Raw genomic sequence first — 26,750 nt, forward strand, 5'->3', positions numbered from 1 at the left:
TTTGGCATTTATTTAGCCAATTCTTTGCAAATTTTAGTGAGCATCGGTCACAACGTTTGCATTTTTCTTAAATTTCTGAAGGTATAATAACGGAATTGAACATAACATAATCAGTCCTGCAACCCAGTATGCATCATTGTAAGTTAACAGCATGGTTTGCTTAATTACCGAGCCTTCAATTGCTTTCATCGCCATTAATTTTGCATCTAAATAAGATGATCCTTTGGCCATAAAATTATGAATCAGTCCGTTTAGCTTTTGAACAAACGCCGGATTGTATTCGTTGATATTAGATAATAAATTGCTTCTGTGAAAACCTGCACGAATGTGGATTAATGTTGTTAAAGCCGCAATACCAAATGAACCTCCTAATTGTCTGCTCATATTATTCAATCCAGACCCTTGTCCTATTTCCGGACCCGATAAATCCTGCATGGCTAAGGTTGTTAAAGGAACGAATAACAAGGCCATTCCAAATCCTCTAATTACCAGCGGCCAGAAGAAATCTCCCGTACCCGAAGCCAAGGTCGATTTGCTCAGCATCCAACAGAAAACGAAGAATAAAAACATCCCTCCTGTTGCCATAAACTGTGCAGGTATACCTTTTTTAAGCATAATACCAATAAAAGGCATCATTGCAATTGTACAAATACCTCCAGCAATAAACAATTTACCGGTTTGTAGTGGCGTAAAAGCCAAAAGGTTTTGTGCGAATACCGGGAACACAAACACCGAACCATACAAGCCGAATCCCAGCACAAACGAAGTGAACATCCCAATAGAGAAACTTCGTTTCTTCATAATACGAAGATTTACAATCGGGTGGTCGGTACTTGTTTCTCTCCAGATAAATAGTAGCAACCCAAAAATTGAAGCTATTGTTAACGCAATGATATAAGGTGCTGCAAACCAGTCTTCGCTTTCTCCTTTTTCCAAAACGGTTTGTAAACTACCTACAGCAATCGCCAGTAATGCAATTCCCCACCAATCAACAGGTTTTCCCTGTCCATCCTTGGGCGTTTCGCGGATAAACGTATAGGTACAATAGGCGGCGAGTATTCCGACGGGTATGTTTACGTAAAAAATCCACGGCCAGTCTGATATCTCCAAAATATATCCACCTATTGTTGGACCAACTGTTGGACCAACAACGGCGCCTAAACCGAATAAAGCAGTAGCTATACCCACATCTTCGCGTGGCCATGTTTCAATTAAAATAGCTTGTGCTGTAGAAATTAAACCTCCACCGGCTAAACCCTGAATAACCCTGAATAAGATTAACTCGTTTAGTGAAGTGGCGTTACCGCACAAAAAGGAAACAAGTGTAAAAACAATAATGGATGTTAAGAAATAATTTTTACGGCCAAAGCGACTGCCAAGCCATCCCGACATTGGGAGGATGATAACATTCGCAACGGCGTAACCAGTAGATAACCAGGCCACATCTTCGAGTGTTGCGCCCAGGTTTCCCTGTATTTGAGGGATTGCCACATTTACGATTGTTGTATCAATCAGCTCCAGTAATGAAGCTGTGATAACCGTAAAGGTGATAATCCACTTTTTTAAACCAACTTCGGCCATTTTATATTTTAATTAGTAGACACTGAAGCCTTAACGCTCATTCCCGGACGTAATTTGGCTAACAATTCTTTTGATGGATGAATTTTAATTTTCACAGGTACGCGTTGTACAACCTTAACAAAGTTACCTGTAGCATTATCAGGAGGCAATAATGATCCTTTAGCACCTGTAATTGGAGAAAAGTTGTATACCTCGCCCTCGATTTTTTCTTCAGGATAAGCATCAACCTCGATTTCTACCTTAGAACCCGACTTGATTTTCTCCAGCTGTGTCTCTTTAAAGTTTGCCGTAACATATAAACTTCCGTCGTTAACTACAGAAAACAGCGATTGTCCGGCCTGAACCAATTGTCCTTTCTGAACGTTCTTTTTAGAAACAATACCTGTAGCCGGAGATTTAATATCAGTATAAGATAACTGAAGTTTTGCAAAATCGATATCACTCTGACGCTGACTGATTACATTACTGCTTACGGCTAATTGCGATTGAGTTGTACCTACTTGCTTAACAGCAGCATTATATTGGTCAACCGCCGCCTGATAAGCTGCCTGTGCAGACTCTTGTGTTGCTTTAGCCTGATCGAAAGCCTGTTGTGTTATCGAACCATCTTTAACAAGGTTTGCATAACGGGCATAATCCTTATTTGCAAGGTTTAATTTAACTTTTGCTGCCTCAACATTAGCTTTAGCCGTACTTGTATTTGCCTGTGTAGCAATAATTTGAGATTGAGCCACACCAACACCCGCACTTGCGCCTTTTTGGCCTGATTCAGCTTGTTCTAATTTCACTTTGTAATCATTGTCATCAAGTTTAACCAAAACCTGGCCTTCCGTTACGTGTGTATTTTCTTCGAAGTTGATATCTTTTACATAACCGCCAACACGTGCAACAACAGGGCTGATATCGCCATCTATCTGGGCATCATCTGTATCAACGTGTTTGCTGTAATAATTCCACTCTGTGATACCAAAAATGATACCTATAACTAGTAAAACACCTAAAATAATTGGTACTACTATATTCTTTTTTTTCTTTTCAGTTGTCATTGCTGTATTTATTGCGTTATTTTTCCTGTTGATTTTAGTAATGTATAGTAAGCTAATCCTGCATCGGCCTTAGCTATTTCTAAGTTTATTTTTGCCTGGTATAATAATGTTTCGGCGTCAATCCTATCGGTAACCGAAGCCACATTATTTTTATATTTTGATGCCAATAATTTGTCGTTTTCTGTAGCCTGTGCTATAGAGGTTTCAAGTACCTGAATCTTATTCATGGCTACCTGATAACTTTGAAAGTTTTTATTGATATCTGTTTTCACATTATCTGATAATATATCTTTCTGAAGTGTGATTTCGCTTTGCTGAATTTTAGCTTCGCTTACTTTGTTTTTATTGGTCCAAAGGTTTCCGATATTCCACGATACGGTTGCACCCACTGTTACAGGCAACAAGTACTGATTTACTGGCGGAATAAAACTGCCACTTGGATTGATATAGTATAAATTTGCGCCAACACCAACCGTAGGTAATGTATTTGCTTTTATGGTTTTGATGTTGTAATCGGCTACTTTATTCTGTACATCAAGTTGTTTTAGCTCCTGGCGGTTTGCCATTGCCAAAGAGATGTAATCGCCTAAAGAACCTGCTGATTTTAAACCTGCGTTCGGATCGGTAATTTTAACCTTTGTATCCTCAGGTAAGCCTAATAAAATATCAAGGTTATAATTAATCACTTTCCGGTTGCTCTCAATATCAAGCTGTGTTAACGTAACATTTGCCTGCTGTAACTGGAAACGTAAAACATCATTTTTAGTAACAATGCCTTGTTCGAAGAAACGTTGTGCCTGTTTAATCTGTGCTGCAATCGATTCCAGGTTTTGATCAACTACTTTTCTGCTTTGTTCTACTTTATACAGACTGTAATAAGTGCTGATTACGGCATAGGTAATTTCCTCTTTGCTTTTTTCGGCATCTAAATGAGCAACATCGGCCAATAACTTAGTCGATTCTTTTGCATATTTTAATTTACCGCCACCATAAACCAATTCCTGTACTGCTGCCGTTCCAACAAAAGCATCGGCTCTTTTTGGTAAGTTGAACGACGAGCCTCCGCCTAAAGAAAAAGTATTAGTAGGAATTTCCGCGTGGTTATAAATGAAATTAGCGTTAGCCGTAGGAAGCGCGTTATCTTTAACAACTTCCAGCTTTGCCACAGCTTGATCTATTTTGTTTTGAGAGAGTTTTAAGTTTTTACTATTGGCTATGCCAAGTTCAATTGCCTGGTTAATATTTAATTCCTTCGTCGTTTGCGCAAACAAAGCCGCCGGAATTAATGATGCCACAAGCACTAATCTAATTGATTTGGGTATCATCTTTTTGTTGTTAAATATACTGTTACAAGGTTTTGTAAATGAGCAATAGCTCGCTCTTTAATAAGTTTGTTTTCTTTGGCATTGCTTAAATCGATGGTTGTACCCTGAGCAATTTTGTGGGGAGCAATAACGACATTTGTTAAAGTGCCCATAATGGTCGAAATAACCATTCTTACATCCACATTGTTAAAGCTACCATCTTCAATTCCGTTAATGATTATCCGATCGAGAAGCAACATGTTCTGATTCATTGCGTTCTTAATCTTATCGTACATTTCCGGCCGTTGGGTAAGCGAAAGTTCCCTGTGCATCATTTTATGAAAAGCGATGTTTGAGAAAATTCTGTTGGCATAACCTTCTATCACTTTGTGCAATTTTTCAAGTGATGAAATTTTATCTTCATTGATAATTTTTAATTGAGATGCGAATCCGGCTATCCGGTTATTCATAATCTCAATAAAAACGCCTTCCTTCGAACCGAAATAATAATTAATCATTGCCATGTTTGCCCCCGATTCTTTTGCAATCTGACGGGTAGAAGTACCTTCATAGCCTGTTTCGCAAAACAGCTTTTCGGCAGCATCCAGTATGGCTTGTTTTTTATCTATCTTTTCTGTCTTCATTTCCTTTTGATGACACAAAATTAATCAAACGATTGATTAAATTCCAAATGTTACCTGCTATCTTTTACATTTCCTTGATAAAACACTAATTTTAGGTAGATAATAGTAGCTGAAAATGAAAAACAGACCTTTCCTAATTTTAACTTCGATTATATTTTTGTTTGTTACAACTGCTCTTAAAAGCAATAAAAAAGAAGTTCAGCAAAGCTGGATCAGGATCAATTTATTAGGCTATGCGCCCGAACTAAGCAAAGTTGCGATTTGGGCCACTAAAACAAACGAACTTCCTGCCTACTTTGAGCTTATTGATGAGGAGAGTGGAAAGGTTGTATTTAAGTCATCAAACATAAAGCCCTTTGGTGCATATGGTGCTTTTAATAAAACAGCAAGGCTTAACTTTTCCGATTTTAAACAAAGTGGTAAATTCATTATAAAGGCAAATAACATCAGCTCTCCACCGGTTAAAATCAGTAACACCGTTTATAAAGGTGCGGCAGATTTCTGCCTCAGGTACATGCGCCAGCAACGAAGTGGCTTTAATCCATATTTGAAAGATAGTTGCCACACGCACGATGGATATGTTTTGTACGGCGCAAAGGCGGGCATAAAAGACAGTACTCATTTTGATGCTTCGGGCGGCTGGCACGATGCCAGCGACTACCTTCAATATTCAACAACTTCGGCTAATGCCACTTATCATCTTTTAATGGCCTATCGTGATTTTCCTCAGGTTTTTAGCGACGAAAAACAGGCTAACGGACTGGATGGAAAAAATGGAATGGCCGATGTTTTGGATGAAGCCAAATGGGGATTGGACTGGTTGATAAAAATGCATCCGAGCAAAGACATTATGTTTAATCAGCTTGCCGACGACCGCGACCATCTTACCATGCGGATTCCGAAAGAAGACAATCAGTACGGTAAAGGATTTGAACGACCCCTGTATTACATAACCGGAGAACCGCAGCAAAGAGGTAAATTTTTAAATGCGACAACCGGAACAAGTTCTACTGCGGCCAAATTTAGCAGCGCTTTCAATTTAGGAGCTTTACTGTTTAAAGGTAGAAATAATGATTATGCAAAGCTATTAACCCAGAAAGCAGAATCCTCTTTTAAATATGCCTTAAAAAAACCTGGAGTTACACAAACCGCCTCAGTAAGATCGCCATACATTTATGCAGAAGATAACTGGGTTGATGATATGGAACTCGCTGTTGCCTCATTTGGATTTGGTAAAAACAAATTAAATCAGAAAAATAGGGCTGATGCGATCGCTTATGCCGAAATGGAAAAAGTAACACCCTGGATGCAGAAAGATACAGCCGCTCATTATCAATATTATCCATTCATAAATATCGGACATAATGAGTTGGCCAAACAATTAACCGGTTCAGCTAAAAACAAAATAGCAGCTTATTACAAAACAGGTATTGAGCAGGTTTGGAACAGGGCTAAGGAAAATGCATTTTACCGCGGTATACCTTTCATCTGGTGCAGCAACAATCTAACGGTGTCTTTCGCCATTCAATGCATATGGTATGCAAATTTAACCGGAGATAAGGCTTTTACCGAACTGGAACAGGACAATTTCGACTGGCTTTTGGGTTGCAATCCATGGGGTACAAGTATGATTTATGGGTTACCCGAATGGGGAGATACACCTACCGACCCACACTCTGCTTTCACGCATTTAAAAAATTATCCAATTGATGGTGGTTTGGTTGATGGACCTGTATATACCAATATTTACAAAAATCTTATTGGAATTACCCTCGCTAACCCCGATGAGTATGCTGATTTTCAAAGCGATCTGGCTGTTTACCACGACGACTATGGCGACTATAGCACCAATGAACCCACAATGGATGGAACTGCCTCGTTAATTTATCTACTTGCCGCGAAGGAGGCGCAGTTAATGCCAAAAAAGCCTTAGCCTCCATTTCTGGAGGCGAGACACATTTTTTAGGTGCGGTTATCCGTGGCGATTCGACTAAAAAGAAACTTGCGCTTGTTTTTACGGGTGATGAATTTGCTGATGGTGGAGAAATGATTGAGAAAACACTTAAGCGTGAAAATGTAAAAGCTTCCTTCTTCTTTACAGGAAATTTTTACCGGAACAACAATTTTAACACTTTAATAAAAACATTGAAAGCTGATAATCATTACTTAGGCCCCCACTCTGATAAACACCTCCTCTATTGCGACTGGAATAAAAGAGACAGCATTTTAGTCAGCAAAAATGTATTTATTAACGATTTAAATGCTAATTATCAGGAATTAGCCCGATTCGGGATTTCAAAAACAACGGCTAATTTTTTCCTTCCACCTTATGAATGGTATAATCAAACCATTTCTAACTGGACAGCTGAACAGGAATTGAACCTAATTAATTTTACGCCAGGAACCCGCTCAAACGCCGATTATACTTACCCGGAACTTGGTAAAAGCTACAGAACTTCTGAAGAAATTTTCAAGTCAATTGTGGATTATAACGAATCGAAACCTAACGGTTTAAACGGGTTTATTCTTTTACTCCATATTGGAACCGATGGACGAAGAAAGGAAAAGTTTTATACCTATTTGCCAAAATTAATCACTTATTTAAAGCAGAATGGCTATGAATTGGTGAAAATTAATAATTTATTAAAGCATTAAGTTGTCTATCACAAAACAAAATTTAAAATAAATATTAACTTTGCCTCAAATATTAAAAAAATGAGTGTACAAGAAAATAGCAACAATAACTTCAACTGGCTTTACTATGCTTTAGGTTTATTTTTCGGCATCGTTACTGGCGCTGTTGTTACGCAAAATTATGTTTTTGCCCTTTTAGGCGGAGTTCTAGGTTTGCTTAGCGCTGGTTTATTTTTAAATGCAATTGTTAAAGGCAGAAAATACTAGGCTTTAAACTGGTACGATTATCCCTTTAATTTAGCATCCTTAAAAATCAAAAAATAATTTTCAAAGCAAATGAGAAATATATTTATTCTTGTTTTTGCCCTATTGTGTTTTGAAACCAAAGCTCAGGAAGCACCAAACACGGAGATTAAATTTGCCACTGCAGATCCAAGTCCCGCAGATATTGTTTATTTTCCTTTAAATGCCGCTAAAGTAAAGGCGGATGATGCAACAAAACCGATTGTTAAAGTTGTTTATTCACGCCCACAGAAAAAAGGCCGCGATATTTTCGGCGTTTTAGAGCAGTTTGGAAATGTTTGGCGTTTCGGCGCAAATGAAAGTACCGAAATCCGCTTCTTTAAAAAAGTAAATATTGGTGGTAAAAAAATTAAGGCTGGCACTTATAGTTTATTTGCTATCCCGAATAAAGATACCTGGACCATCATTATAAATTCGCAAACAGATAGATGGGGTGCTTTTACTTACGATCAATCGAAAGATCTTGTGAGGGTTAATGTTCCGGTTAAAAATTTAAGCAAACCGATCGAATATTTTTCGATAACCTTTAGTCCGCTTACAACAGGTGCTTCACTAATCGCCGCCTGGGATAAAACGCAGGTTGAATTACCAATTGCATTTTAACTAAATAAAATTTTATAGAAAAGGCTTCTGAAATTCAGAAGCCTTTTCTATTTGTCATGAAACTATAGCGCATTCCCCATAAAAGGATCGGTTGTTGTAATTTCACCGGTTTCTATTTTGCCTGCAAAACGGTGTTTAAATACTGCATTACCAGGTTTAATAATACTGAAATCATACCAGTTTGCATTTTTCGACAGATTTAAAAGCACTTTTGTTGCCGATTTAGGCTTTATGCTTACATTTTGCATCGCTCCTTTATATTTATTATCAATGATTTGAACTGTAACAGGTGTTGTTCCATTGTTTTCAATCGAAAAAATCAGATTGCCCGATTGTTTTTTTGTAAGCAGTCCACTTAGCTCTGCCCTGGCCTTGATTGTAATCTGAGGATTTTTATTGTTTCCCGCAAAATGTCTGTAAAAACCATTCGGACCGGTTATTCTAAAATCGTAAGCATTATTGTCGAAATCCTCCATGCTGATTTTATCAGTTATCGTATCCCCTGCTTTAACGGCATAAGCCCAGGTTTTACCCACAACGCCTTTAAAACTTGATACTGTATTCATTGTGAAAGGTGCCCCAACCGTTTCGGTTTCATTTCCAAACAATGTTTTCCCAGATTGAAAAACAAGTTCAATAGCATTGTTAATCAGGTTTGCATCAGCCGTAAGCTGATAGGGCAAAGCACATGCAGGTTTAGCACCTTGCTCTTGTTTTGGTGCATGAACAGATGTTTGGCTCGAGAAAGATTCAAACTTATTAATTTTGGCAACTTCTGTTTTATTTAATGCAGTTGGACCAGCCTGTGCAGGTTTGTTTCTTGCATTACCTATTTCTGCAACAACAGTTTCTCTTTTTAAGGGATCGGGAGATTTTATTGTCTCACCATTATACGGTCTGAATGCCGATGTTAAATCGCCACAAATGCTTCGTCTCCAATCGCTTATATTATTGCTTTTTATATTTTTACCAGTTTTTTTACTCAACCATTTCTCCATAAACATCAATGAGGATGTGTGATCAAAAACCTGTGAGTTTACAAAACCACCTTTACTCCAGGGTGAAGCGATAACCATTGGTACACGATACCCTAATCCGATAGGGCTTCCTTTTCTTGACTCAAAATCCGTAGCATAATTTATTCCGGGAGAAACCTTACCGCTCGAAGCATCATCTGGATTTGGCACTACAAATGGCGGATGGTGATCGAAATAACCATCATTTTCATCGTAGGTTAAAACAAAAATTGTTTTCTTCCAAACCTCGGGGTTTTTGGTTAGAATATTCAATGCTTCACTCACATACCAGGTGCCGTAAAGTGGCGAACTGGTGTGGTCTGAAAATCGCTGAGGAGCCACAAGCCACGATACTGTAGGTAACTTTCCACTATCAACATCTTTCCTGAATTCATGAAAAATGTCGCCTTTAGGAAGATTTATTGTTTCTTGTTTTCCTTCATCGTTGGTGAACGTAAAAGGAGCCAGTTCCAGATAATCTTTTTGACTGCTATTTGTTTGAAAAGCTTTATCTATAAGATTTTTTTCCCTTTGAGAAAGCTTATCATATTTCGCCTGAACTTCTTTTGCCGACAAGGCGGGCTTAACCGTATTATCACCATTCTTACGGAAATATGCTGAAAGTTTAACGTTATGCCTTGATATATATTCAACTGGATTATCGCCATAATTTCCTAACCAATCATCAATTTCACCTTCAGGAAGTTTTGAGGTCCATAATTCATTTTGATAAATACGCCAATCTACACCATTATCTTCTAAAGTTTCCTGAAATGTAGGCCAATCCACAAAAACATTATTCTGCGATTCGGCCTGATCGTTATTTACCACAGCAACTTTATTTTCGCTTCGTTCCCCTCTTATTGTTCCGGTAAAAAAGAACAACCTGTTAGGTGTTGTTCCGGTTAATGATGAACAAAAATGTTGATCACAAACGGTAAAAGCATCACCCAGGGCATAATAAAATGGTACATCATTCCTGTCGTAGTATGATAATGTCATTGCCGACTTTACCGGAAACCATTTATCATAGCGGCCGCCATTTCTTGCAGCCACCTGATCGTTCCATGAATGAGGCAAGCCTCCCTGCCAGGTAATTTTTGTTTTATTAATATCCACATGAAACGGAGCATAGGTATAACCCTGTCCATCTTTTTGCAGCCAAACCTTGTTTCCATCTGGTTGAATATGTGGATGAGGATCGTTAAATCCCCTTACGCCTTTCATTGTTCCGAAAATATGATCGAAAGAACGATTCTCCTGCATTAAGAAAACAATATGTTCAGCATCCTGAAAGGTTGTACCCGGATCGGCGTTAATAGACATTGCTTTTAATACAGCACTTGGCAAAGCTGTTGCCGCACCGGTTGAACCCGCTAATAATGCCGCCTTTTTTAAAAATTCTCTGCGTGAATCCATTAATATAACATCAAGTTGTTGTTCGTTTCTACTTACTTCTGATAAACCCGAACATAATCCACTTTCATAGTTGCAGGAAATATAGATTCATCTACCCCCATTTTTCCTCCCCAGCCACCGCCAACTGCAACATTTAAAATGATGTGGAAATTCTGATCGAATGGCCACTCCGGAGCGCCCTTTCCGGTGTTTTTAAAACTCAGGTATTTCAGGTCGTCAACAAAAAAGTCCATGCGGTCCTCATACCATTCAATTGTATAAATATGGTAAGCATTATAAGGGTTAATCTTAGCACCTTTACCAACCTGAGTATGTATTTTATGGTTAAATTTTTCGGTATGCACAGTGCCATAAACACTATCAGGCTCGTAACCCACATGTTCCATAATGTCTATCTCACCACTCTTTGGCCAACCACCGTATTTTTGTATAGTTGGTAAAGCCCAAATGGCAGGCCATAAACCTCTTCCTTTTGGTAAAATGGCCCTCACCTCAACCCTGCCGTATTTAAAATCGAATTTATTTTTGCTCACGAGCCTGGCTGAAGTGTAATGACTATTTTCCTTATCCTCCTTAATTACATTGATGTTAAGGTTTCCTTTTTTAATAACCGCGTTGGCAGAATCTGCATCAGTATAGTACTGTAACTCGTTATTCCCCCAGCCTCTTCCGCCAACATCGTAACTCCAGTTTTTGCTTTGAGGTAATCCTGCATCATCAAATTCATCTGCCCATTTTAATTTCCATCCAGCGGAAACGGGTGTTTTCTTAATTTCTTCGAAAGTTAATTCCGGTTCATTGGTCGTAATATAGTCAACATTATGAGCCAGCAACCATTGGATTTCCGGAACGGTATTAACAGTCCATGCATTAACTGTTAAACCCAATTTATGTGCATTTTCAATCCAGCCATCTTTTTGATAAACACTAAAATGATAATCTACACCGGTTAACTTATCAGCTTTCATTTGCTCTGCGCTAACATCACCTTTCAGGTATGCAACCTTAGCCTTTGGCAAAACCGCTAAAATACGCTTGCAATAATCGTAATCAAAGCTGATGTATTCTGTCCAATCTAAAACACCAACTTTCTTAACCATATCAATACATTTGTTGGTTACATCTATTCCGCGTTCCTTACTGATTAACGATGGTTTAACTTCTAAAATAAGCTTGGTGGTTCTTTGTTTTTTACCTGCTTTTAAATAAGCTTCGAGGGTAGGAATTTTTTCACCATTACTCATTGTTTTGGTTAAAAGCTCCTCGTACTTTACCTTTTCTATTGTTAAACCCTGAAATTCAGGATCGTGATTAACCACCAAAACATTGTCAGCGGTCATCCATACATCAAACTCAGAACCATAACATCCTAATTTAACAGCTTCATTTAGAGAAGCGATAGAATTTTGAGGAAGATTATTCTTTTTCCAGGCGCCCCGATGCGCAATCACCTGGTTATTATTCCAGTTAAATTTCTGTGCAAAAGAAGTTGTAAAAATGAATAACATTAATGTCGAAATAAGTGCTTGTTTCATATTTGGTAATGATTATACAAAAAATCAAAAGTAGATTTTTATTGGAATACTCACTTAAAATCTATGTAACCTTTGTATTAACTAAAACTAGATAAAAAATTTTAAATTAACTTTTGTCGTATTGAAAGACATAAAATCTTTTGTTAGGACGAAATTATCTGGCTTAAATAAACTATTTGAAATAAACGCGTTACCTTATCGGGGTTTCTTTTAATTGACTGGAACAATTTTTACATTTACAGTGATATGGTGAGTAATAACTACAGCGATCTACTGAAAAAAATAGATGAGTTCATCCGTAAATTTTATCTGAATAAGATTTTGCGGGGAAGCATTTATGTTGCTGCAATATTGCTTGCTTTGTACCTTATTGTTTTTTTAGGTCTTTACTTCCTTAATCCTACTGCCGGATTAAAAACGTTTATCTTTTTTACTTATTTGTTAACCTGTCTTTTACTGGTTGGTTTTTTAATTATTAAACCTTTGCTTTCCATGCTGAAATTAGGAAAGCATTTATCGTTTGATGAGGCTTCGGTAATCATTGGTAATCATTTCACAGACATTAAAGATAAGCTTCTAAATACGTTACAGCTTCAGCGTTTGTCAGAAGAAAAGTCGGAGAATAATTATTTAATTCTGGCAAGTATCGACCAGAAAATTATGGAACTAAAACCTGTTCCTTTTTACACAGCTGTTCGGATAAATGATAACCGGAAATATTTAAAATATCTTTTCGTACCGCTCTTGATAATCATATTAATTGGAATTATCGCTCCTGCCATTTTACGGGATGGAACAAATAGTTTCTTTAAATATGATGAATACATTGCCCCAAAAGCCCCTTTCAGTTTTAGCGTACTCAATAAAAATTTAACAGTTACACAAGGTGAAGACATTACCATAAACCTGAAATTAACCGGTGATGAAATACCTGCAGATGTATATGTTGAGGATGGAAAAAATACTTATAAACTTGAAAAAGAAAATATAAGCAAGTTTAAATACAGCATTAAAAACATACAAAGCGATAAGAAACTGATTTTTAAATGTGGAGGATTTAACTCTGCCGTATTTACTGTAAATGTAAAGCCTCGTCCGGAGTTATTAAGTGCTACTGCTACCTTAAATTATCCTGCCTACCTTGGCAAAAAAGCAGAAGTAATTTCGAACGTTGGTGATATGCTCTTGCCCGAAGGAACTAAAGTGGCATGGAATTTTAAAACCGGACAAAGTAATTCACTATTGTTCATTTTAAATGGTATCGAAAATATTTTAACCGTTTCAGATAATGCGTCGATTTTTAGTGCAACAATTAAAAATAATTCAAAATACAGCATTACACCAAAAAATGACTTTGTTGCTTTGACAGATTCTTTATCTCATCAGATTACGGTAATTAAAGATCAATCTCCGGCAATTCAGGTAGAAGAAAAACCCGATTCGATAAGTAATAAAGCACTTTATTTCAACGGACAGATTACTGACGATTATGGTTTTAGTCGCTTGACTTTCAAATACAATATCAAAGAAAATAACCAGGTAATTCGTACGGTTTCAAAAAATATCCCCATAAAATCAAATACCACCGAAAATACATTTTTCTATTTCTGGGATTTAAAAACGGCAGCAGCAAAACCTGGACAGGAAATCGAGTATTATTTTGAAGTGGCCGATAATGATGGTGTTAACGGTGCAAAAGTTACCCGATCGGAAATTAAAACTTTTAAGCAACCTACTAAAAAAGAAGCTGCTGAGCAGGTAAATGCAAACAGCCAGGCACTTAAGCAAAAAGTACAATCAGCCATTCGTTTGGCTAATACCATCGAAAAGGAAAGCAAGAAAGTTGCCGAAAGCCTTATCGATAAAAAGCAGATTTCTTTTGAGGATAAAAAACAAATAGAAGCCCTTTTGGATAAACAAAAGCAGCTGGATGAAGCTGTAAAAGAAATTAAAGCCCAGAACGATAAGAATATACAGCATCAGGAAGATCAGAAACAAACTGAAGAACTTTTAGAAAAGCAAAAACAGATTAAAGATTTATTCGATAATGTCCTCGATGATAAAACCAAAGAGCTTTTGCAGAAGTTGCAAAACCTGATGAATGAACGTAATAAAGACCAGACAAAGAACGAACTTTCGAAAATGCAGCTGGATAATAAAACGCTTAAAAATGAATTGGACAGGATTTTAGAACTCTATAAACAACTCGAGTTTGAGCAAAACCTTCAGAATGATATTGACCGTTTAAATGAATTAGCGAAGGAACAAAAGGAACTTAGCAAAGAAACCGCTGCAAAAAAACAGGATAATGAGTCGTTAAAACAAAAGCAAGATGCTTTGAACAAAGAGATGAACGATCTCAAGGATGATTTAAAGAAACTTGAAGAAAAAAATCAGGCTTTGGAGAAACCCAATCCTTTTGAAAACCCAGAAAAGGATGTACAGGATATTCAGAATGAGCAACAAGAAAGCAAAGAGGCCTTAGATAAGAAAGATTCGAAAGGCGCCAGCCAGAAACAGCAAAAAGCAGGCGAACAGATGGAAAAACTTTCGAAAAAGCTAAATGATATGCAACAACAAGGCGAAGAAATGGAGAATAACCTGAATGTCAGAGAGTTGCGAAAATTATTAGAGAACTTGCTAAATACTTCTTTCGAACAAGAGAAAATTATGTTGGCATTAAAAAAAATGAACCAGGCCGACCCTTCATACATAAGTAATGTTCAGAAACAACGCAGCATTAAGGATAACCTTAAAACCATTGCCGATAGTTTATATTCGTTAAGCAAACGTGTTCCTCAAATCGAATCGACGGTTAATGAGGAGATGAATAAGATTAATTTCAACCTAGATAAAAGCCTTGAAAGCCTAGGCGAAAGAAGGACTCCTGAAGCCAATCGTTACCAGCAGTTTACCATGACTTCGATAAACAATTTAAGTTTGATGTTGAGTGAAGCACTTAATCAATTGCAGAATATGCAAAAAAATTCGAAAGCTGGCGGTGGTAAAGGGAAAAAGCAAGGGATGAAACAGCTTTCGCAAATGCAGCAACAGCTGAATAAAAATATGCAGCAAGCTCGCGAACAGATGCAAAAATCTGGTAATCAGGGTACTGTAGGCAAAGGACAGATGAGTGAAGATTTCGGTAAGATGGCCCAGCAGCAACAAATGATTCGGCAGGCTTTGGAAAAAATTAACCGTGAAGAAAATAAAGATGGTTCGGGTAAAATGGGAAACCTTAACGAAGCCATAAAGGAAATGAAACAAACGGAAAGCGACCTGGTTAATAAACGTTTACAACAAGAAACCTTAAACAGGCAAAAAGAGCTGTTAACCAAGTTATTAGAAGCAGAAAAAGCAGAACGCGACCGGGAAGAAGATACTAAGCGTGAAAGTAAAGCAGCTAAAGAATTTCCTCCTTCATACCAGAAAATGGTCGAAGAATTTAAAAAACAGCAGCAAAATGGAACGGATATGCTGCAAAAATTACCGCCAAGTTTAAACTATTACTATAAAAATAAAATTGCGGAGTATTTGAAATCATTGAATATGGTTAGATAGTTTCACAGCAGACTATACACTTACATTAGTGCTTAGGCTATTTGTTAATACATTCAATACTGCTAAATTATATTTATTAAGTTTGTGGTGCTAAACATTTCAATACAATATGGCTGCAATTTCTTTTTTTACCGAATCTGTTACTTACAACTTACCTCAAAAGCTTAAGGTAAAAAAATGGATTAAGGCAAGTATCGAAAAAGAAGGCTTCACTTTAGGAGAACTCAATTTTATCTTCTGCAGCGATGAGTATCTGCTTGCCATCAATCAGCAATATTTAAATCACGATACTTACACCGATATCATTACTTTCGATAACTCAGACATAGAAAAGCAGATTGTTAGCGATATTTTCATCAGCATTGAACGTGTAAAAGAAAATGCAAAAACCTACAAAACAAACGATTTTGATGAGGTATGCCGCATTATGATTCACGGTACTTTACACTTACTTGGTTATAAGGACAAGGGTAAAGCTGCGAAAACCTTAATGACTCAAAAAGAAGACGAATACCTGGGCTATAGAAGTGAAGTAGGTTTAGTTTAAGTATAACTATTCTACTTTTTTAAATTATTAGCTACCTGCAAAGTAAACTGCCATTCCGATAAATCACTTTACTACTGTTAAATAAACCCGATTGAATGAATGCCGGTTTTTCTCCGGCAGTAAGGAAAGCGGGACTAATTGTTCCTATTTTAACAGAAACCTGATTTTCAAATCATTTTTTTTATTCCTGTTCGTCTAATAGTTACGGGCGTTCGTCGATAATTAGTATCTGATGGTATATTAACGCAAATCTGCGTGCAACCTTTTCTATCTCTTGCAGTCTTATATTCGAAAAAACGATAAAAGATTTTAAAAAATTAAGATAAAAAAGTGATGAAAAACGCTATTAAAACATTATTCGCAGCAGCATTAACAACAATAATTTTAGGTACTGCAAGTGTTGCTGCAAATGCAACTGAAAATAATAGTAACTACACCAATTTAACTTCGGTTAAAAACATAAGCAAAATTAAAATCAGTGGTAATGTAAAACTGATTTTGGTTCAGGATGCTAAAGAAAGTGTTGAGGTTTACGACAACTATTTCTCAAAAAATGCTTTGGTACAGCAACAAGATGGCGAACTGAGGGTTAGTTCTTTTGCTGCTAAACCGCTTACAATTATAGCTCACGTAAATAATTTATCGGCAATTGAAGCATCAAATAATTCTAGTGTAAAAACCTCGGGAAACTTTAACTTATTAAACTTAAATGTGGTTTTAAATGATAATGCAACTGCAGATATTAAAGCAAACACATTGAATTTAAATACAAGTATAAATGGACAATCTAACCTGACATTAAGTGGTTCTACAGAAAATTATAACGCAATTTTAGGCAATGTGGCCAAAGTTACCATGAATGATTTTACTGCAACTGATACTAATGTTAGTGCTGCACCTATGGTAAGCTATGCCGGCAAAAATGAAGATATAAAAACAGATGTTTTGGAAGCTATTTTCTAATCATCCAATAAAGATAAAGTTTAGTTTTAGTTAATGATAGAAGCAGCGGCGGAGCGAGTCCAGCCGCTGTCTTTGTTTTTAATGATATTGTAAGAACTTTAAATAACAGAATATCAAAAGACAGGTATCTGTTCTAGGAGTAACCAGCTGCCCTTAACATCAATATTTTGCCATTTTTACCTGATACATAATGGCTTTGAAACATCTATTTCTGCTACCAAATATTTTATACTTACTTTTGTAGCAATTTTCCTTTATAAATCCGAAATACAAAAAAATTGAGCACATTAATTGCGGCAGAAGGCTTAGGTCATGGTTATCATGATGAATGGTTATTTAAAAATTTAACCCTGGGTATTAACTCTGGTCAACGGGTAGCGTTGGTTGGAATTAATGGCGCTGGTAAGAGTACACTTTTAAAATTATTAGCAGAAAGATTTGCTCCATTGGAGGGTAAGATTGTAAAAAATAAATCGGTAAAACTTGGTTTCTTAGATCAAGAACCACAATTTACAGAAGGCTTTTCAATTAGCGATCACATTTTTTCTTTGGAGAACAAACAGCAACAGCTTATAAAGGAATATGAGGAACTCATCGAAAATCCGAATCCAGACGAAAAAATACTCAACAGACTTTACGAAGAACTAAGCGAGCATAATGCATGGGAATATGAGCATGAGATAAAAACCATTTTAAACAGAATGGGAATTACTCACCTGCAGCAAAAAATTGCAACCTTATCTGGCGGACAAAAGAAACGTTTGGCATTAGCAAAGTTATTGATAGAAGATCCTGAAATTTTAGTTTTAGATGAACCAACCAACCATTTGGATATTGACACCATTGAGTGGTTGGAAAAATTACTCACAACCGGACAAAAAACTATCCTTTTGGTAACGCATGACAGATACTTTTTAGATAATGTTTGCAATACAATAGTAGAATTAGATGGCGGAAAAATTTTCAACTATAATGGAAACTATGCCTATTTCCTGGAAAAGAAAGCTGAAAGGGAAGCGCTAGATGCAACGGTTTTACACAAGAACCAACAACTATTAAAGAAAGAATTAGAGTGGATGAGGCGCATGCCACAGGCCCGTGCAACGAAATCACAGGCCAGGATTGATGCTTTTTATGATTTAGAAGAAAAAACCAAGAAAAAGACTGACAATCAAAGTGTTACATTAAAAATGAAGATGTCTCGTCAGGGAGGCAAAATTATTGAACTGGAACACATTAAACAAAGCTTTGATGGTCGCCCGATTATAAACGATTTTAGCTATACCTTTAAAAAGGGAGATAGAATTGGTTTAGCCGGAAAAAATGGAACTGGTAAATCAACGCTACTAAATATTATCACCAGCAATTTAAAACCAGAAAGTGGTAAAGTAGATACTGGGGAAACTACAGTCTTTGGATACTATAAGCAAGGCGGCTTAACATTCGATCCAAAAGAACGTGTGATTGACATTGTAAAATCGGATGCTGAATATATTAAGATGGCTGATGGTTCTGTTATTACTGCTTCTGCCCTACTCACCCTTTTCCTTTTCCCACCAAAGAAACAGCATGGCATGGTAGAGAAATTAAGTGGAGGAGAAAAGAAGCGTTTAAACCTGATGAAGGTTTTAATGCAGAACCCTAACTTTTTGATATTGGATGAGCCGACTAATGATTTGGATATTGACACCTTAAATGTATTGGAAGAATTTCTAGAAAACTTCCCAGGCATTTTAATGTTGGTTTCACACGATCGTTACCTACTCGACAAAATGAGTGATCAGCTTTTCATTATGGAAGGTGAAGGTGTAGTTAAAATTTACAATGGCAATTATTCCGAGTACCGCTTAAGTTTAGAGCAACCGAAAGTTAAAGCAGAAGTAAAGAAAAATACGCCTGCTCCTGCTGAACAAACCGCACTTAAAACAGCAAAAAAATTAAGTTTTAAGGAACAAAAAGAACTTGATGAAAGTGAGAGAGGAATGGCTGAAACAGAAAATAAAATAGCAGAACTAACATCATCATTATTAAAAATAGATTCGTCAGATTATTTAAAAATTCAGAAAATCTCTAACGAGATTGATAATTTAAAAATAAAACTGGATGATTTTACCTTACGTTGGCTAGAGCTTTCGGAATAGCTTTAACTAACAATTTCATTAATGTTATCGCGTTATGTTTCACGTGGAACATTAATAAAATACAATATTTAAATTCATCTATAATATTGTACTTACTAATTTTTAAACAATGTTCCACGTGGAACAATAAGAATATAATACTAAAATGTTTTCAAAATACGACTTGATTGTTGTTGGTGCTGGTCATGCTGGGTGTGAAGCTGCTGCTGCTGCTGCTAACTTAGGATCCGCTGTTTTACTCATTACCATGAACATGGGTACCATTGCCCAGATGAGTTGTAATCCTGCTATGGGTGGCGTTGCTAAAGGTCAAATTGTTCGCGAAGTAGATGCTATGGGTGGTTATTCGGGTATAATATCTGATAAATCAACTATTCAATTCAGAATGCTCAATAAATCAAAAGGGCCAGCAATGTGGAGTCCAAGAGCACAGATTGACAGAATGCGCTTTGCCGAAGAGTGGCGTCTAGCTTTGGAGCGCACTCCAAATCTGGATATTTGGCAAGATAGTGTTTTAAGCTTACTGGTTAAAGATAACTCTGTTTATGGTGTAAAAACCTCTTTAGGAATAGAAATAGAAAGTAAAGCTGTCGTACTCACAAACGGTACGTTTTTAAATGGTGTGATGCATATTGGCGAAAAGAAATTTGGAGGAGGTAGAACAGCTGAAAGGGCATCAACAGGTATTACAGAACAACTGGTTGAATTGGGTATGGAAGCAGGACGCATGAAAACTGGTACCCCACCCCGTGTTGATGGAAGAAGTTTAGATTATAGTAAAATGGAAGAACAGTGGGGTGATGAAAATCCCGGTAAGTTTTCATTTACTGATACTGAAATTTCAACTGATCAACGTTGTTGCTGGATTACTTATACGAATGGTGATGTTCACGAAACTTTAAAAGAAGGTTTCGAAAAATCACCAATGTTTACAGGCCGAATTAAAGGATTAGGCCCAAGGTATTGTCCTTCTATTGAGGATAAAATTAATCGATTTGCTGAAAGGGATAGACATCAGATTTTTGTAGAACCTGAAGGATGGAACACCTGCGAAATCTATGTAAATGGTTTTTCAACTTCTCTTCCTGAAGATGTACAGTTTAAAGCATTAAGGTTAATTCCAGGTTTTGAAAATGCAAAAATGTTCAGACCAGGTTATGCAATTGAATACGACTTCTTCCCTCCTACACAATTATCATTGACGTTGGAAACTAAACTGATCAGCAATTTATTTTTAGCCGGACAAATTAATGGCACAACTGGTTATGAAGAAGCGGCATGCCAGGGGTTCATGGCTGGTATAAATGCACATCAGAAAATAAATGATAAACATGAGCTGATCATGAAAAGATCGGATAGTTATATAGGTGTTTTAATTGATGATTTAGTGACTAAAGGAACAGAAGAGCCTTATCGCATGTTTACTTCAAGAGCTGAACACCGATTACTTTTAAGACAAGATAATGCTGATATTCGCTTATCACCTATCGGACATGAACTGGGTCTAATTTCTGATGAGCGCTTAGAAAAGGTAAATAAAAAAGTAGCAGCAGCTGATGCTTTGGTTAAATTTACAAGAGCACAAGGTATCGAGATGGTCGATGCAAATCCAATGCTAGAAAGCTTAGGTTCAAGCCCACTAAATCAGAATGTAAAAATCCATAGCTTAGTCGGACGCCCACATGTAGGTTTGCAAGATATTATTAAAGTAAGTAAACCATTAGCAGCAGCGACACTAGACTTGGATAATGAAACTATAGAACAGGCTGAAATTAAAATTAAGTATGAAAGTTATTTCGAAAAGGAAAATGAAATTGTAGCCAAAATGCTAAAAATGGAAGACAAAGAAATTCAGCCTGATTTTGATTACAACAAAATTGTTTCAATATCGAAAGAAGCACGCGAAAAGTTATTTAAGATTAAACCGCGTACTTTAGGACAAGCTTCCAGAATTTCGGGTGTTTCACCATCAGATATTTCAGTTTTAATGGTTTATATTAATAAGTAATTGATAATCAACTACTTAAATTAAAAATAATAGACTTTAAATAAAGCGATATAAGAAAGAAAAAACATTTTTTAATGTTACTTATCCAAAAACTATAAAAATTCGTCAGAACGCTTAAAATATGCCAAATTTAAAACCTCAGTATTTTAATCTTCAAAATTTTGTGGTAGTGCTCACTTCCCTTCTCTTTTTTGGATGTGCAAGTATTCAAACGCCACAAGGTGGGCCAAAAGATACAAAACCACCAAAGGTTTTGAGTATGCTTCCAAAAGACCAGACCCGAAATTTTACGGCCAAGAAAATATTAATTCAGTTTGATGAATATTTTAAAATTCAAAATGAGAGTAAAGAATTTTCGATTTCACCAGAGTTGGAAAAGGCACCCATTTTAAAAGTCAAAAAAAGAACGCTCGAAATTACGCTTCCTGATACACTTGAAAAAAATACTACCTACACTTTAAATTTTGGTAAAGCCATTGCCGACATTAATGAAAGTAATGTTATCAAAAATTTATCGTACGTATTTTCAACAGGTAACGAAATAGATTCACTGCGTTTAAGTGGAAAAGTAACCAATGCCTTAACGGGGGAATTTGAAAAGGAAGCTACAGTATTTATCCTACCAGTTGAACGCGACTCTTTATTTGGCAAAAAACGTCCATCTATTTATACCTTAACAGATAGTTCAGGAAATTATACACTTAAAAACTTAAGAAAAGGTACTTACAAAGTCTATGCTTTAAAAGAATCGACCGGTGGTGGAGATAAGATTTATCAGCAGAGTTCTGATGAAGTTGGTTATATTAAAGCGCCACTATTAATAGATAAAAATATCGAAAATATTGATTTGAAAGTTTTTAAAGAAACGGCTCCCTTATTTAGGGTTTTAGATAGAAAAATCAATGCAGATGGAAGTATTTTATTGGCATTTTCACAGCAACTTAAAAAGCCACAATTAACTATTACGGAACCTTCAGCACTCGATGCATCAAAAAAAGTAATGTTTAACAAAACCAATGATACGGCCAAAGTCTGGTTAAGCAATATGTCTTTTGATTCTGTTAAAGTGGCCGTTAATGATCAGGGTAAACTACTTCAAACAATTAACTTAACAAGGGGAAAAAAAGATAATTATTCCAGAGATTTAACACCCACAGACAATGCAGGAAACGGAAAGCTAAGCCCTTTTCAACGATATACACTTAATTTTCCGTCACCAATTATTAATTCGGATGCATCTAAAATAATAATGCTCGACGATTCTATCAAAAGAACTAATTTTCAACTTGTAAAAGATAGTGTAGACTTTCTTAAATATTACATCGTCTTTCCATGGAAAAACAAAAGAAAATATGATATAAAATTTACTGCAGGAGCATTTACAGGGATGTTCGACACTAAAAACAAAGAGTTTACAAAAAGATTTACGCTTGATGGAGTTGACAACTATGGCAGCCAGTTTCTTCTTAACGTTACTATTCCGGATACAACAATCAATTACATTGTAGAAATATTAAACGAAAAGAAAAGTGTTATAAGATCTTATCCTATAAAATCAAATGCAAAACTCCATTTCAATAATTATCCGGTAGCTAAATACCTTATACGAGTAATTTATGATGAAAATAAAAATGGAGAATGGGATACCGGGAATGTAAAAGCCGGTTCACAACCAGAAAAAATATGGTATTCGAAAGATGAAATTTCTCTAAGACCAAACTGGGATATAGAAAATAACTTAATTATTCCGCCCCCACCCAAAGAGTAACTAAGTATTAGTAAACCAACCAGAATACATGATATAATTATCAGGCAATTTATTCAATAAAGCCCTTTGCTCATCAGTAATGGGCTTTATTTTTTTTGCTGGTGTGCCTGCATAAAGGTATCCTGTTTCGCAAATTGTATTCTCCAAAACTACAGAACCAGCAGCAATAATACAGTACTGCTCAACAACGGCGTGATCCATAACAATTGCACCCATACCAATTAAAACATTATCTTCTACTATACATCCATGTACAATAGCATTATGTCCAACAGAAACGCGATTACCAATCTGTGTAGCAGCTTTTAAATACGTAGCATGAATTACAGCACCATCCTGTATATTCGATTCATTCCCAATTGTAATACTGTTTACATCGCCTCTAATTACAGCATTAAACCAAACAGAACAGTTATCTCCAATGATCACATCACCTACAATGGTTGCATTTTCTGCAATGAAATTTTCTGTTCCTATCTGAGGATGTTTATCTTTTACCGGGCGTATTAGTGGCATAATTACAAATTAGTTCACTCCGAATTCATTTCAGAGTCTTATATTATTAATTTATTCTTTCATTAATAGATGCTGAAAATAATGCAGCACAATGATTAATTAACTAAAAAACGGTATCAATTAATTCTTTCGCATGTGCAGGATAATCGGTTGTGAAATGTAAACCTCTGCTTTCTTTTCGCTGCATTGCCGATTTTATAACCAGGTAAGCAGTTTGAATTACATTTCTTAATTCACACAATTTAACCGATACCTTATTCTTTTTGTAAAATTCTTCTGTTTCCTGATGAATTAAAAATAATCTTCTGTGCGCCCTTTCCAAGCGAAAATCAGAACGGACAATTCCAACATAATCGCCCATTACTTTCTGCAATTCGCGAAGATTATGAGTCACTAATATATCCTCATTACTCTGTGTAACACCTTTCGAATCCCATTCCGGAATATGATCAGGAATGATGTTCTTTTTAAAATTTTCTATTGCATCCTGATAAATTCGATGTGCAAAAACTGTAGCCTCAAGTAATGAATTAGATGCCAATCGGTTAGCTCCATGTAACCCAGTTGACGAACATTCTCCACATGCATAAAGGTTCTTAATTGAAGAACGTCCATATTCATCAACCAAAATACCACCACACATATAATGAGAAGCAGGCGTAACAGGAATATAATCCTTTGTCATATCAATACCAATTGATAAACATTTAGCATAAATATTCGGGAAATGCTTCAGAATATCTGCTTTCTTACGCATGGTAATATCCAGGTAAACGAAATCATCTCCTGATTTTTTCATCTCATTATCAACAGCCCTAGCAACAATATCACGAGGTGCTAAAGATTTACGCTCATCATATTCATGCATAAATTCTTCGCCATTCTTGCGTCTTAAAACACCGCCGAAACCACGCACAGCCTCAGAAATTAAGAAAGACGGGTACTCTCCTGGATGGTACAAAGCCGTTGGATGGAACTGAATAAATTCCATGTTTCTTACTTTCCCTTTAGCACGATAAACCATAGCCATACCATCTCCTGTTGCAATAACAGGATTAGTAGTTGCAGAATAAACATGCCCGGCACCACCTGAAGCCATAACAGTAACATTTGCCACAATCTTTTCCACATCGTTAAGCTCTGTGTTAAAGGCATATATACCATAACAGTTAATATCTTCAGTACGTTTATCAACAAATTCACCAAGGTGATGCTGGGTAATTAACTCCAGTGCAAAGTAATGTGTTAATATCTCAATGTTAGGATTAGTGTGAATTTCCTTTAAAAGTACACGCTCAATTTCATACCCTGTGATGTCTTTATAGTGCAGAACACGGTGCTCAGAGTGCCCACCTTCTTTAGCCAAATCATAAAAACCTGCATTGTCTTTATCGAAGTTTATACCATAATCTATGATTTCCTGAATACGCTGAGGTCCCTCTTTTACAACTATTTCCACTATTTTTTTATCACACAAACCATCGCCGGCAATTAGTGTATCTTCAATATGCTTTTCAAAAGAATCGTCTTTATCAACAACAACGGCAACGCCACCCTGAGCGTATTTTGTATTGGATTCATCTTCATTTGATTTCGTTACTATTAAAACCTTACCATATTTAGCAGCTTTAAGTGCGAAACTCAAACCCGCTATACCTGAACCTATTACCAGAAAATCTACTTTTCTCATCTAAAAAACATTTACTTTATCAACGGTGTTAACAACTATGTGAGAAATGTTAACTCTGTGTATAAATTCTACTAACAAATAAATTTGAATGTTTAAAGCTACTCTAAAAAGACAATTTGCCACAATCTTTTAAGCAATTTTTAAGCACCTTTGTACAAGTAATTAACTTTTCACACAGTTACAAACAATTAACATTCCAATATTGATAAAAATTAATCCATTTTTCGATAGTGCTGAAAATCAATCTTATCATATTATAAAAATGTAATCCAAATGTTAGTAAACGATTAACAACTTATCTTAAAGAATATTTTTTTGAAACTTGCCAACAATATTAACACACTAATAAACAAATAAGATTTATTTAAATTAAAATACTTATTAATTATTGAGACGTGGAAAGCTTTATCTTTGACCAACGTCTAAATTCAAAAAAGGAAAATTAATAATGAACATTGATGTCTTAGAAGAAATTAATAAAAAGGGATTTGTTGAGGAGGATATCGATCCGACACTTGATCTTTTTGTTGAAATAGAGAAATTAAAAAAAGAGAAGAATGCAATTATACTTGCGCATTACTATCAAGAACCTGATATTCAGGATATAGCAGATTATATTGGCGATAGTTTAGGTTTATCACAAGAAGCTGCCAAAACAGATGCAGATGTAATTGTTTTTGCAGGTGTACACTTTATGGCTGAAACTGCAAAGATTTTATCGCCAAATAAAAAGGTTTTATTACCTGATGTAAAAGCCGGATGTTCACTTGCCGACAGCTGTCCGCCACATTTGTTCAAAAAGTTTAAAGAAAAATATCCTGATCACCTGGTAATTACTTATGTAAACTGTACTGCAGAGTTAAAGGCGCTAAGCGATATTGTTTGTACTTCAACCAACGCTGTTCAGATTGTTGAAAGTTTACCTAAAGACCAGAAGATTATTTTTGGACCTGATAGAAACCTTGGTGCATACGTAGCAAAGAAAACTGGCAGAGATTTGGTTTTATGGAATGGTGCCTGTATGGTTCATGAAATTTTTTCGCAGGAGAAAATTACAAAACTTAAAGAACGCCATCCTAACGCTAAATTTATTGCACATCCTGAATGTGAAGAAGTAGTTCTAAATATGGCCGATTACATTGGTTCTACTACAGGACTTTTGAAATACGCAATAAGTAATCCTGCAACTGAATTCATTGTAGCTACAGAAAGCGGAATTATTCATCAAATGGAAAAAGCTTGTCCGGATAAAACATTCATTCCGGCGCCACCGAATAATAGTTGTGCTTGTAACGATTGCCCGTATATGAAAAGAAATACTTTTGAAAAACTATATTTATGTCTTAAAAATAGTTCTCCGGAAGTAACTGTACCTGAAAATATTATAGAAAAAGCCCGTAAACCGATTCAAAGAATGTTGGATATTTCAGCAGAATTAGGATTATAAAAGTTTGCCACGCGAGCACTGTTT

Annotated in this window: 19 protein-coding genes; 11 read left to right on the top strand and 8 right to left on the bottom strand. The window is 36.1% G+C overall.

All coding sequences use genetic code 11. From position 1 onward, the window contains the following. Positions 1-33 precede the first annotated feature (33 nt). The 4 genes from R2R71_RS06045 to R2R71_RS06060 are packed head-to-tail and all read right to left on the bottom strand — an operon-like array spanning position 34 to position 4,575. Positions 34-1,581, bottom strand: a complete 1,548-nt coding sequence (locus R2R71_RS06045) for a DHA2 family efflux MFS transporter permease subunit (RefSeq protein ID WP_316830355.1) — start codon at positions 1,579-1,581, stop codon at positions 34-36. An 8-nt stretch (positions 1,582-1,589) separates the two neighbouring features. Then, positions 1,590-2,627 carry an HlyD family secretion protein gene (locus R2R71_RS06050; protein ID WP_316830356.1) on the bottom strand — a complete coding sequence of 346 codons (1,038 nt, stop codon included), beginning with the start codon at positions 2,625-2,627 and terminating at the stop codon, positions 1,590-1,592. An 8-nt stretch (positions 2,628-2,635) separates the two neighbouring features. Beyond that, positions 2,636-3,952: a TolC family protein gene (locus tag R2R71_RS06055; RefSeq protein ID WP_316830357.1), complete on the bottom strand. Its 1,317-nt coding sequence runs from the start codon at positions 3,950-3,952 to the stop codon at positions 2,636-2,638. Next, positions 3,949-4,575: a TetR/AcrR family transcriptional regulator gene (locus R2R71_RS06060; protein ID WP_316830358.1), complete on the bottom strand. Its 627-nt coding sequence runs from the start codon at positions 4,573-4,575 to the stop codon at positions 3,949-3,951. Before R2R71_RS06060 ends, R2R71_RS06055 begins: the two co-directional genes overlap by 4 nt. Positions 4,576-4,690: 115 nt before the next feature. Here R2R71_RS06060 and R2R71_RS06065 point away from each other — a divergent pair, with 115 nt between their 5' ends. The 4 genes from R2R71_RS06065 to R2R71_RS06080 all read left to right on the top strand — a co-directional run bounded on the left by R2R71_RS06065 (position 4,691) and on the right by R2R71_RS06080 (position 8,115). Beyond that, the gene (locus tag R2R71_RS06065; RefSeq protein ID WP_316830359.1) at positions 4,691-6,508 is read left to right on the top strand and encodes a glycoside hydrolase family 9 protein; all 1,818 of its coding nucleotides are present in this window, start codon (positions 4,691-4,693) and stop codon (positions 6,506-6,508) included. Positions 6,509-6,621: 113 nt separating this feature from the next. Continuing rightward, positions 6,622-7,230 carry a polysaccharide deacetylase family protein gene (locus R2R71_RS06070; protein WP_316830360.1) on the top strand — a complete coding sequence of 203 codons (609 nt, stop codon included), beginning with the start codon at positions 6,622-6,624 and terminating at the stop codon, positions 7,228-7,230. A gap of 60 nt (positions 7,231-7,290) precedes the next feature. Continuing rightward, complete coding sequence (locus R2R71_RS06075; protein ID WP_316830361.1) at positions 7,291-7,476, top strand: hypothetical protein; 186 nt, start codon at positions 7,291-7,293, stop codon at positions 7,474-7,476. 69 nt (positions 7,477-7,545) lie between these two features. Further along, the gene (locus R2R71_RS06080; RefSeq protein ID WP_316830362.1) at positions 7,546-8,115 is read left to right on the top strand and encodes a DUF2911 domain-containing protein; all 570 of its coding nucleotides are present in this window, start codon (positions 7,546-7,548) and stop codon (positions 8,113-8,115) included. A 62-nt stretch (positions 8,116-8,177) separates the two neighbouring features. On the opposite strand, the gene R2R71_RS06085 is transcribed toward R2R71_RS06080, so the two are convergent. Both R2R71_RS06085 and R2R71_RS06090 read right to left on the bottom strand, forming a co-directional pair. After that, positions 8,178-10,550: a phosphocholine-specific phospholipase C gene (locus tag R2R71_RS06085; RefSeq protein WP_316830363.1), complete on the bottom strand. Its 2,373-nt coding sequence runs from the start codon at positions 10,548-10,550 to the stop codon at positions 8,178-8,180. A gap of 32 nt (positions 10,551-10,582) precedes the next feature. Next, a complete protein-coding gene (locus R2R71_RS06090; RefSeq protein ID WP_316830364.1) occupies positions 10,583-12,085 on the bottom strand; it encodes a glycerophosphodiester phosphodiesterase family protein in 1,503 nt (500 codons plus the stop codon). A gap of 246 nt (positions 12,086-12,331) precedes the next feature. On the opposite strand from R2R71_RS06090, the gene R2R71_RS06095 reads away from it, so the two are divergent. From R2R71_RS06095 to R2R71_RS06120, 6 genes are all read left to right on the top strand, one after another. Beyond that, positions 12,332-15,646: a DUF4175 family protein gene (locus tag R2R71_RS06095; protein WP_316830365.1), complete on the top strand. Its 3,315-nt coding sequence runs from the start codon at positions 12,332-12,334 to the stop codon at positions 15,644-15,646. Positions 15,647-15,755: 109 nt separating this feature from the next. Continuing rightward, positions 15,756-16,193: an rRNA maturation RNase YbeY gene (ybeY, locus tag R2R71_RS06100; protein ID WP_316830366.1), complete on the top strand. Its 438-nt coding sequence runs from the start codon at positions 15,756-15,758 to the stop codon at positions 16,191-16,193. Between the two features lie 333 nt (positions 16,194-16,526). Then, a complete protein-coding gene (locus tag R2R71_RS06105) occupies positions 16,527-17,156 on the top strand; it encodes a GIN domain-containing protein (protein ID WP_316830367.1) in 630 nt (209 codons plus the stop codon). 278 nt (positions 17,157-17,434) lie between these two features. Beyond that, entirely contained in the window at positions 17,435-19,297 is a 1,863-nt protein-coding gene (locus R2R71_RS06110; protein ID WP_316830368.1) for an ABC-F family ATP-binding cassette domain-containing protein, read from the top strand. A 145-nt stretch (positions 19,298-19,442) separates the two neighbouring features. Then, on the top strand, positions 19,443-21,305 hold the full coding sequence (gene mnmG / locus R2R71_RS06115) for a tRNA uridine-5-carboxymethylaminomethyl(34) synthesis enzyme MnmG (RefSeq protein WP_316830369.1): 1,863 nt from the start codon (positions 19,443-19,445) through the stop codon (positions 21,303-21,305). 121 nt (positions 21,306-21,426) lie between these two features. After that, a complete protein-coding gene (locus R2R71_RS06120) occupies positions 21,427-23,073 on the top strand; it encodes an Ig-like domain-containing protein (RefSeq protein ID WP_316830370.1) in 1,647 nt (548 codons plus the stop codon). Here R2R71_RS06120 and R2R71_RS06125 read toward each other — a convergent pair whose 3' ends face one another. Both R2R71_RS06125 and nadB read right to left on the bottom strand, forming a co-directional pair. Next, a complete protein-coding gene (locus tag R2R71_RS06125; RefSeq protein WP_316830371.1) occupies positions 23,074-23,589 on the bottom strand; it encodes a gamma carbonic anhydrase family protein in 516 nt (171 codons plus the stop codon). A 103-nt stretch (positions 23,590-23,692) separates the two neighbouring features. Beyond that, on the bottom strand, positions 23,693-25,279 hold the full coding sequence (gene nadB / locus R2R71_RS06130; RefSeq protein ID WP_316830372.1) for an L-aspartate oxidase: 1,587 nt from the start codon (positions 25,277-25,279) through the stop codon (positions 23,693-23,695). Positions 25,280-25,727: 448 nt separating this feature from the next. On the opposite strand from nadB, the gene nadA reads away from it, so the two are divergent. Then, positions 25,728-26,726 (top strand): quinolinate synthase NadA, encoded by a 999-nt coding sequence (gene nadA / locus R2R71_RS06135; RefSeq protein ID WP_316830373.1) that lies wholly within the window; start codon positions 25,728-25,730, stop codon positions 26,724-26,726. The last annotated feature ends 24 nt before the right edge of the window (positions 26,727-26,750 follow it).

The organism is Pedobacter aquatilis (assembly GCF_032678405.1).
Taxonomy (GTDB): Bacteria; Bacteroidota; Bacteroidia; order Sphingobacteriales; family Sphingobacteriaceae; genus Pedobacter; species Pedobacter aquatilis_A.

Coding starts and splice junctions, on each gene's coding strand:
- R2R71_RS06045 (WP_316830355.1), bottom strand. CDS start 1,581: ATGGCCGAAGTTGGTTTAAAAAAGTGGATTATCACCTTTACGGTTATC.
- R2R71_RS06050 (WP_316830356.1), bottom strand. CDS start 2,627: ATGACAACTGAAAAGAAAAAAAAGAATATAGTAGTACCAATTATTTTA.
- R2R71_RS06055 (WP_316830357.1), bottom strand. CDS start 3,952: ATGATACCCAAATCAATTAGATTAGTGCTTGTGGCATCATTAATTCCG.
- R2R71_RS06060 (WP_316830358.1), bottom strand. CDS start 4,575: ATGAAGACAGAAAAGATAGATAAAAAACAAGCCATACTGGATGCTGCC.
- R2R71_RS06065 (WP_316830359.1), top strand. CDS start 4,691: ATGAAAAACAGACCTTTCCTAATTTTAACTTCGATTATATTTTTGTTT.
- R2R71_RS06070 (WP_316830360.1), top strand. CDS start 6,622: ATGATTGAGAAAACACTTAAGCGTGAAAATGTAAAAGCTTCCTTCTTC.
- R2R71_RS06075 (WP_316830361.1), top strand. CDS start 7,291: ATGAGTGTACAAGAAAATAGCAACAATAACTTCAACTGGCTTTACTAT.
- R2R71_RS06080 (WP_316830362.1), top strand. CDS start 7,546: ATGAGAAATATATTTATTCTTGTTTTTGCCCTATTGTGTTTTGAAACC.
- R2R71_RS06085 (WP_316830363.1), bottom strand. CDS start 10,550: ATGGATTCACGCAGAGAATTTTTAAAAAAGGCGGCATTATTAGCGGGT.
- R2R71_RS06090 (WP_316830364.1), bottom strand. CDS start 12,085: ATGAAACAAGCACTTATTTCGACATTAATGTTATTCATTTTTACAACT.
- R2R71_RS06095 (WP_316830365.1), top strand. CDS start 12,332: ATGGTGAGTAATAACTACAGCGATCTACTGAAAAAAATAGATGAGTTC.
- ybeY (WP_316830366.1), top strand. CDS start 15,756: ATGGCTGCAATTTCTTTTTTTACCGAATCTGTTACTTACAACTTACCT.
- R2R71_RS06105 (WP_316830367.1), top strand. CDS start 16,527: ATGAAAAACGCTATTAAAACATTATTCGCAGCAGCATTAACAACAATA.
- mnmG (WP_316830369.1), top strand. CDS start 19,443: ATGTTTTCAAAATACGACTTGATTGTTGTTGGTGCTGGTCATGCTGGG.
- R2R71_RS06120 (WP_316830370.1), top strand. CDS start 21,427: ATGCCAAATTTAAAACCTCAGTATTTTAATCTTCAAAATTTTGTGGTA.
- R2R71_RS06125 (WP_316830371.1), bottom strand. CDS start 23,589: ATGCCACTAATACGCCCGGTAAAAGATAAACATCCTCAGATAGGAACA.
- nadB (WP_316830372.1), bottom strand. CDS start 25,279: ATGAGAAAAGTAGATTTTCTGGTAATAGGTTCAGGTATAGCGGGTTTG.
- nadA (WP_316830373.1), top strand. CDS start 25,728: ATGAACATTGATGTCTTAGAAGAAATTAATAAAAAGGGATTTGTTGAG.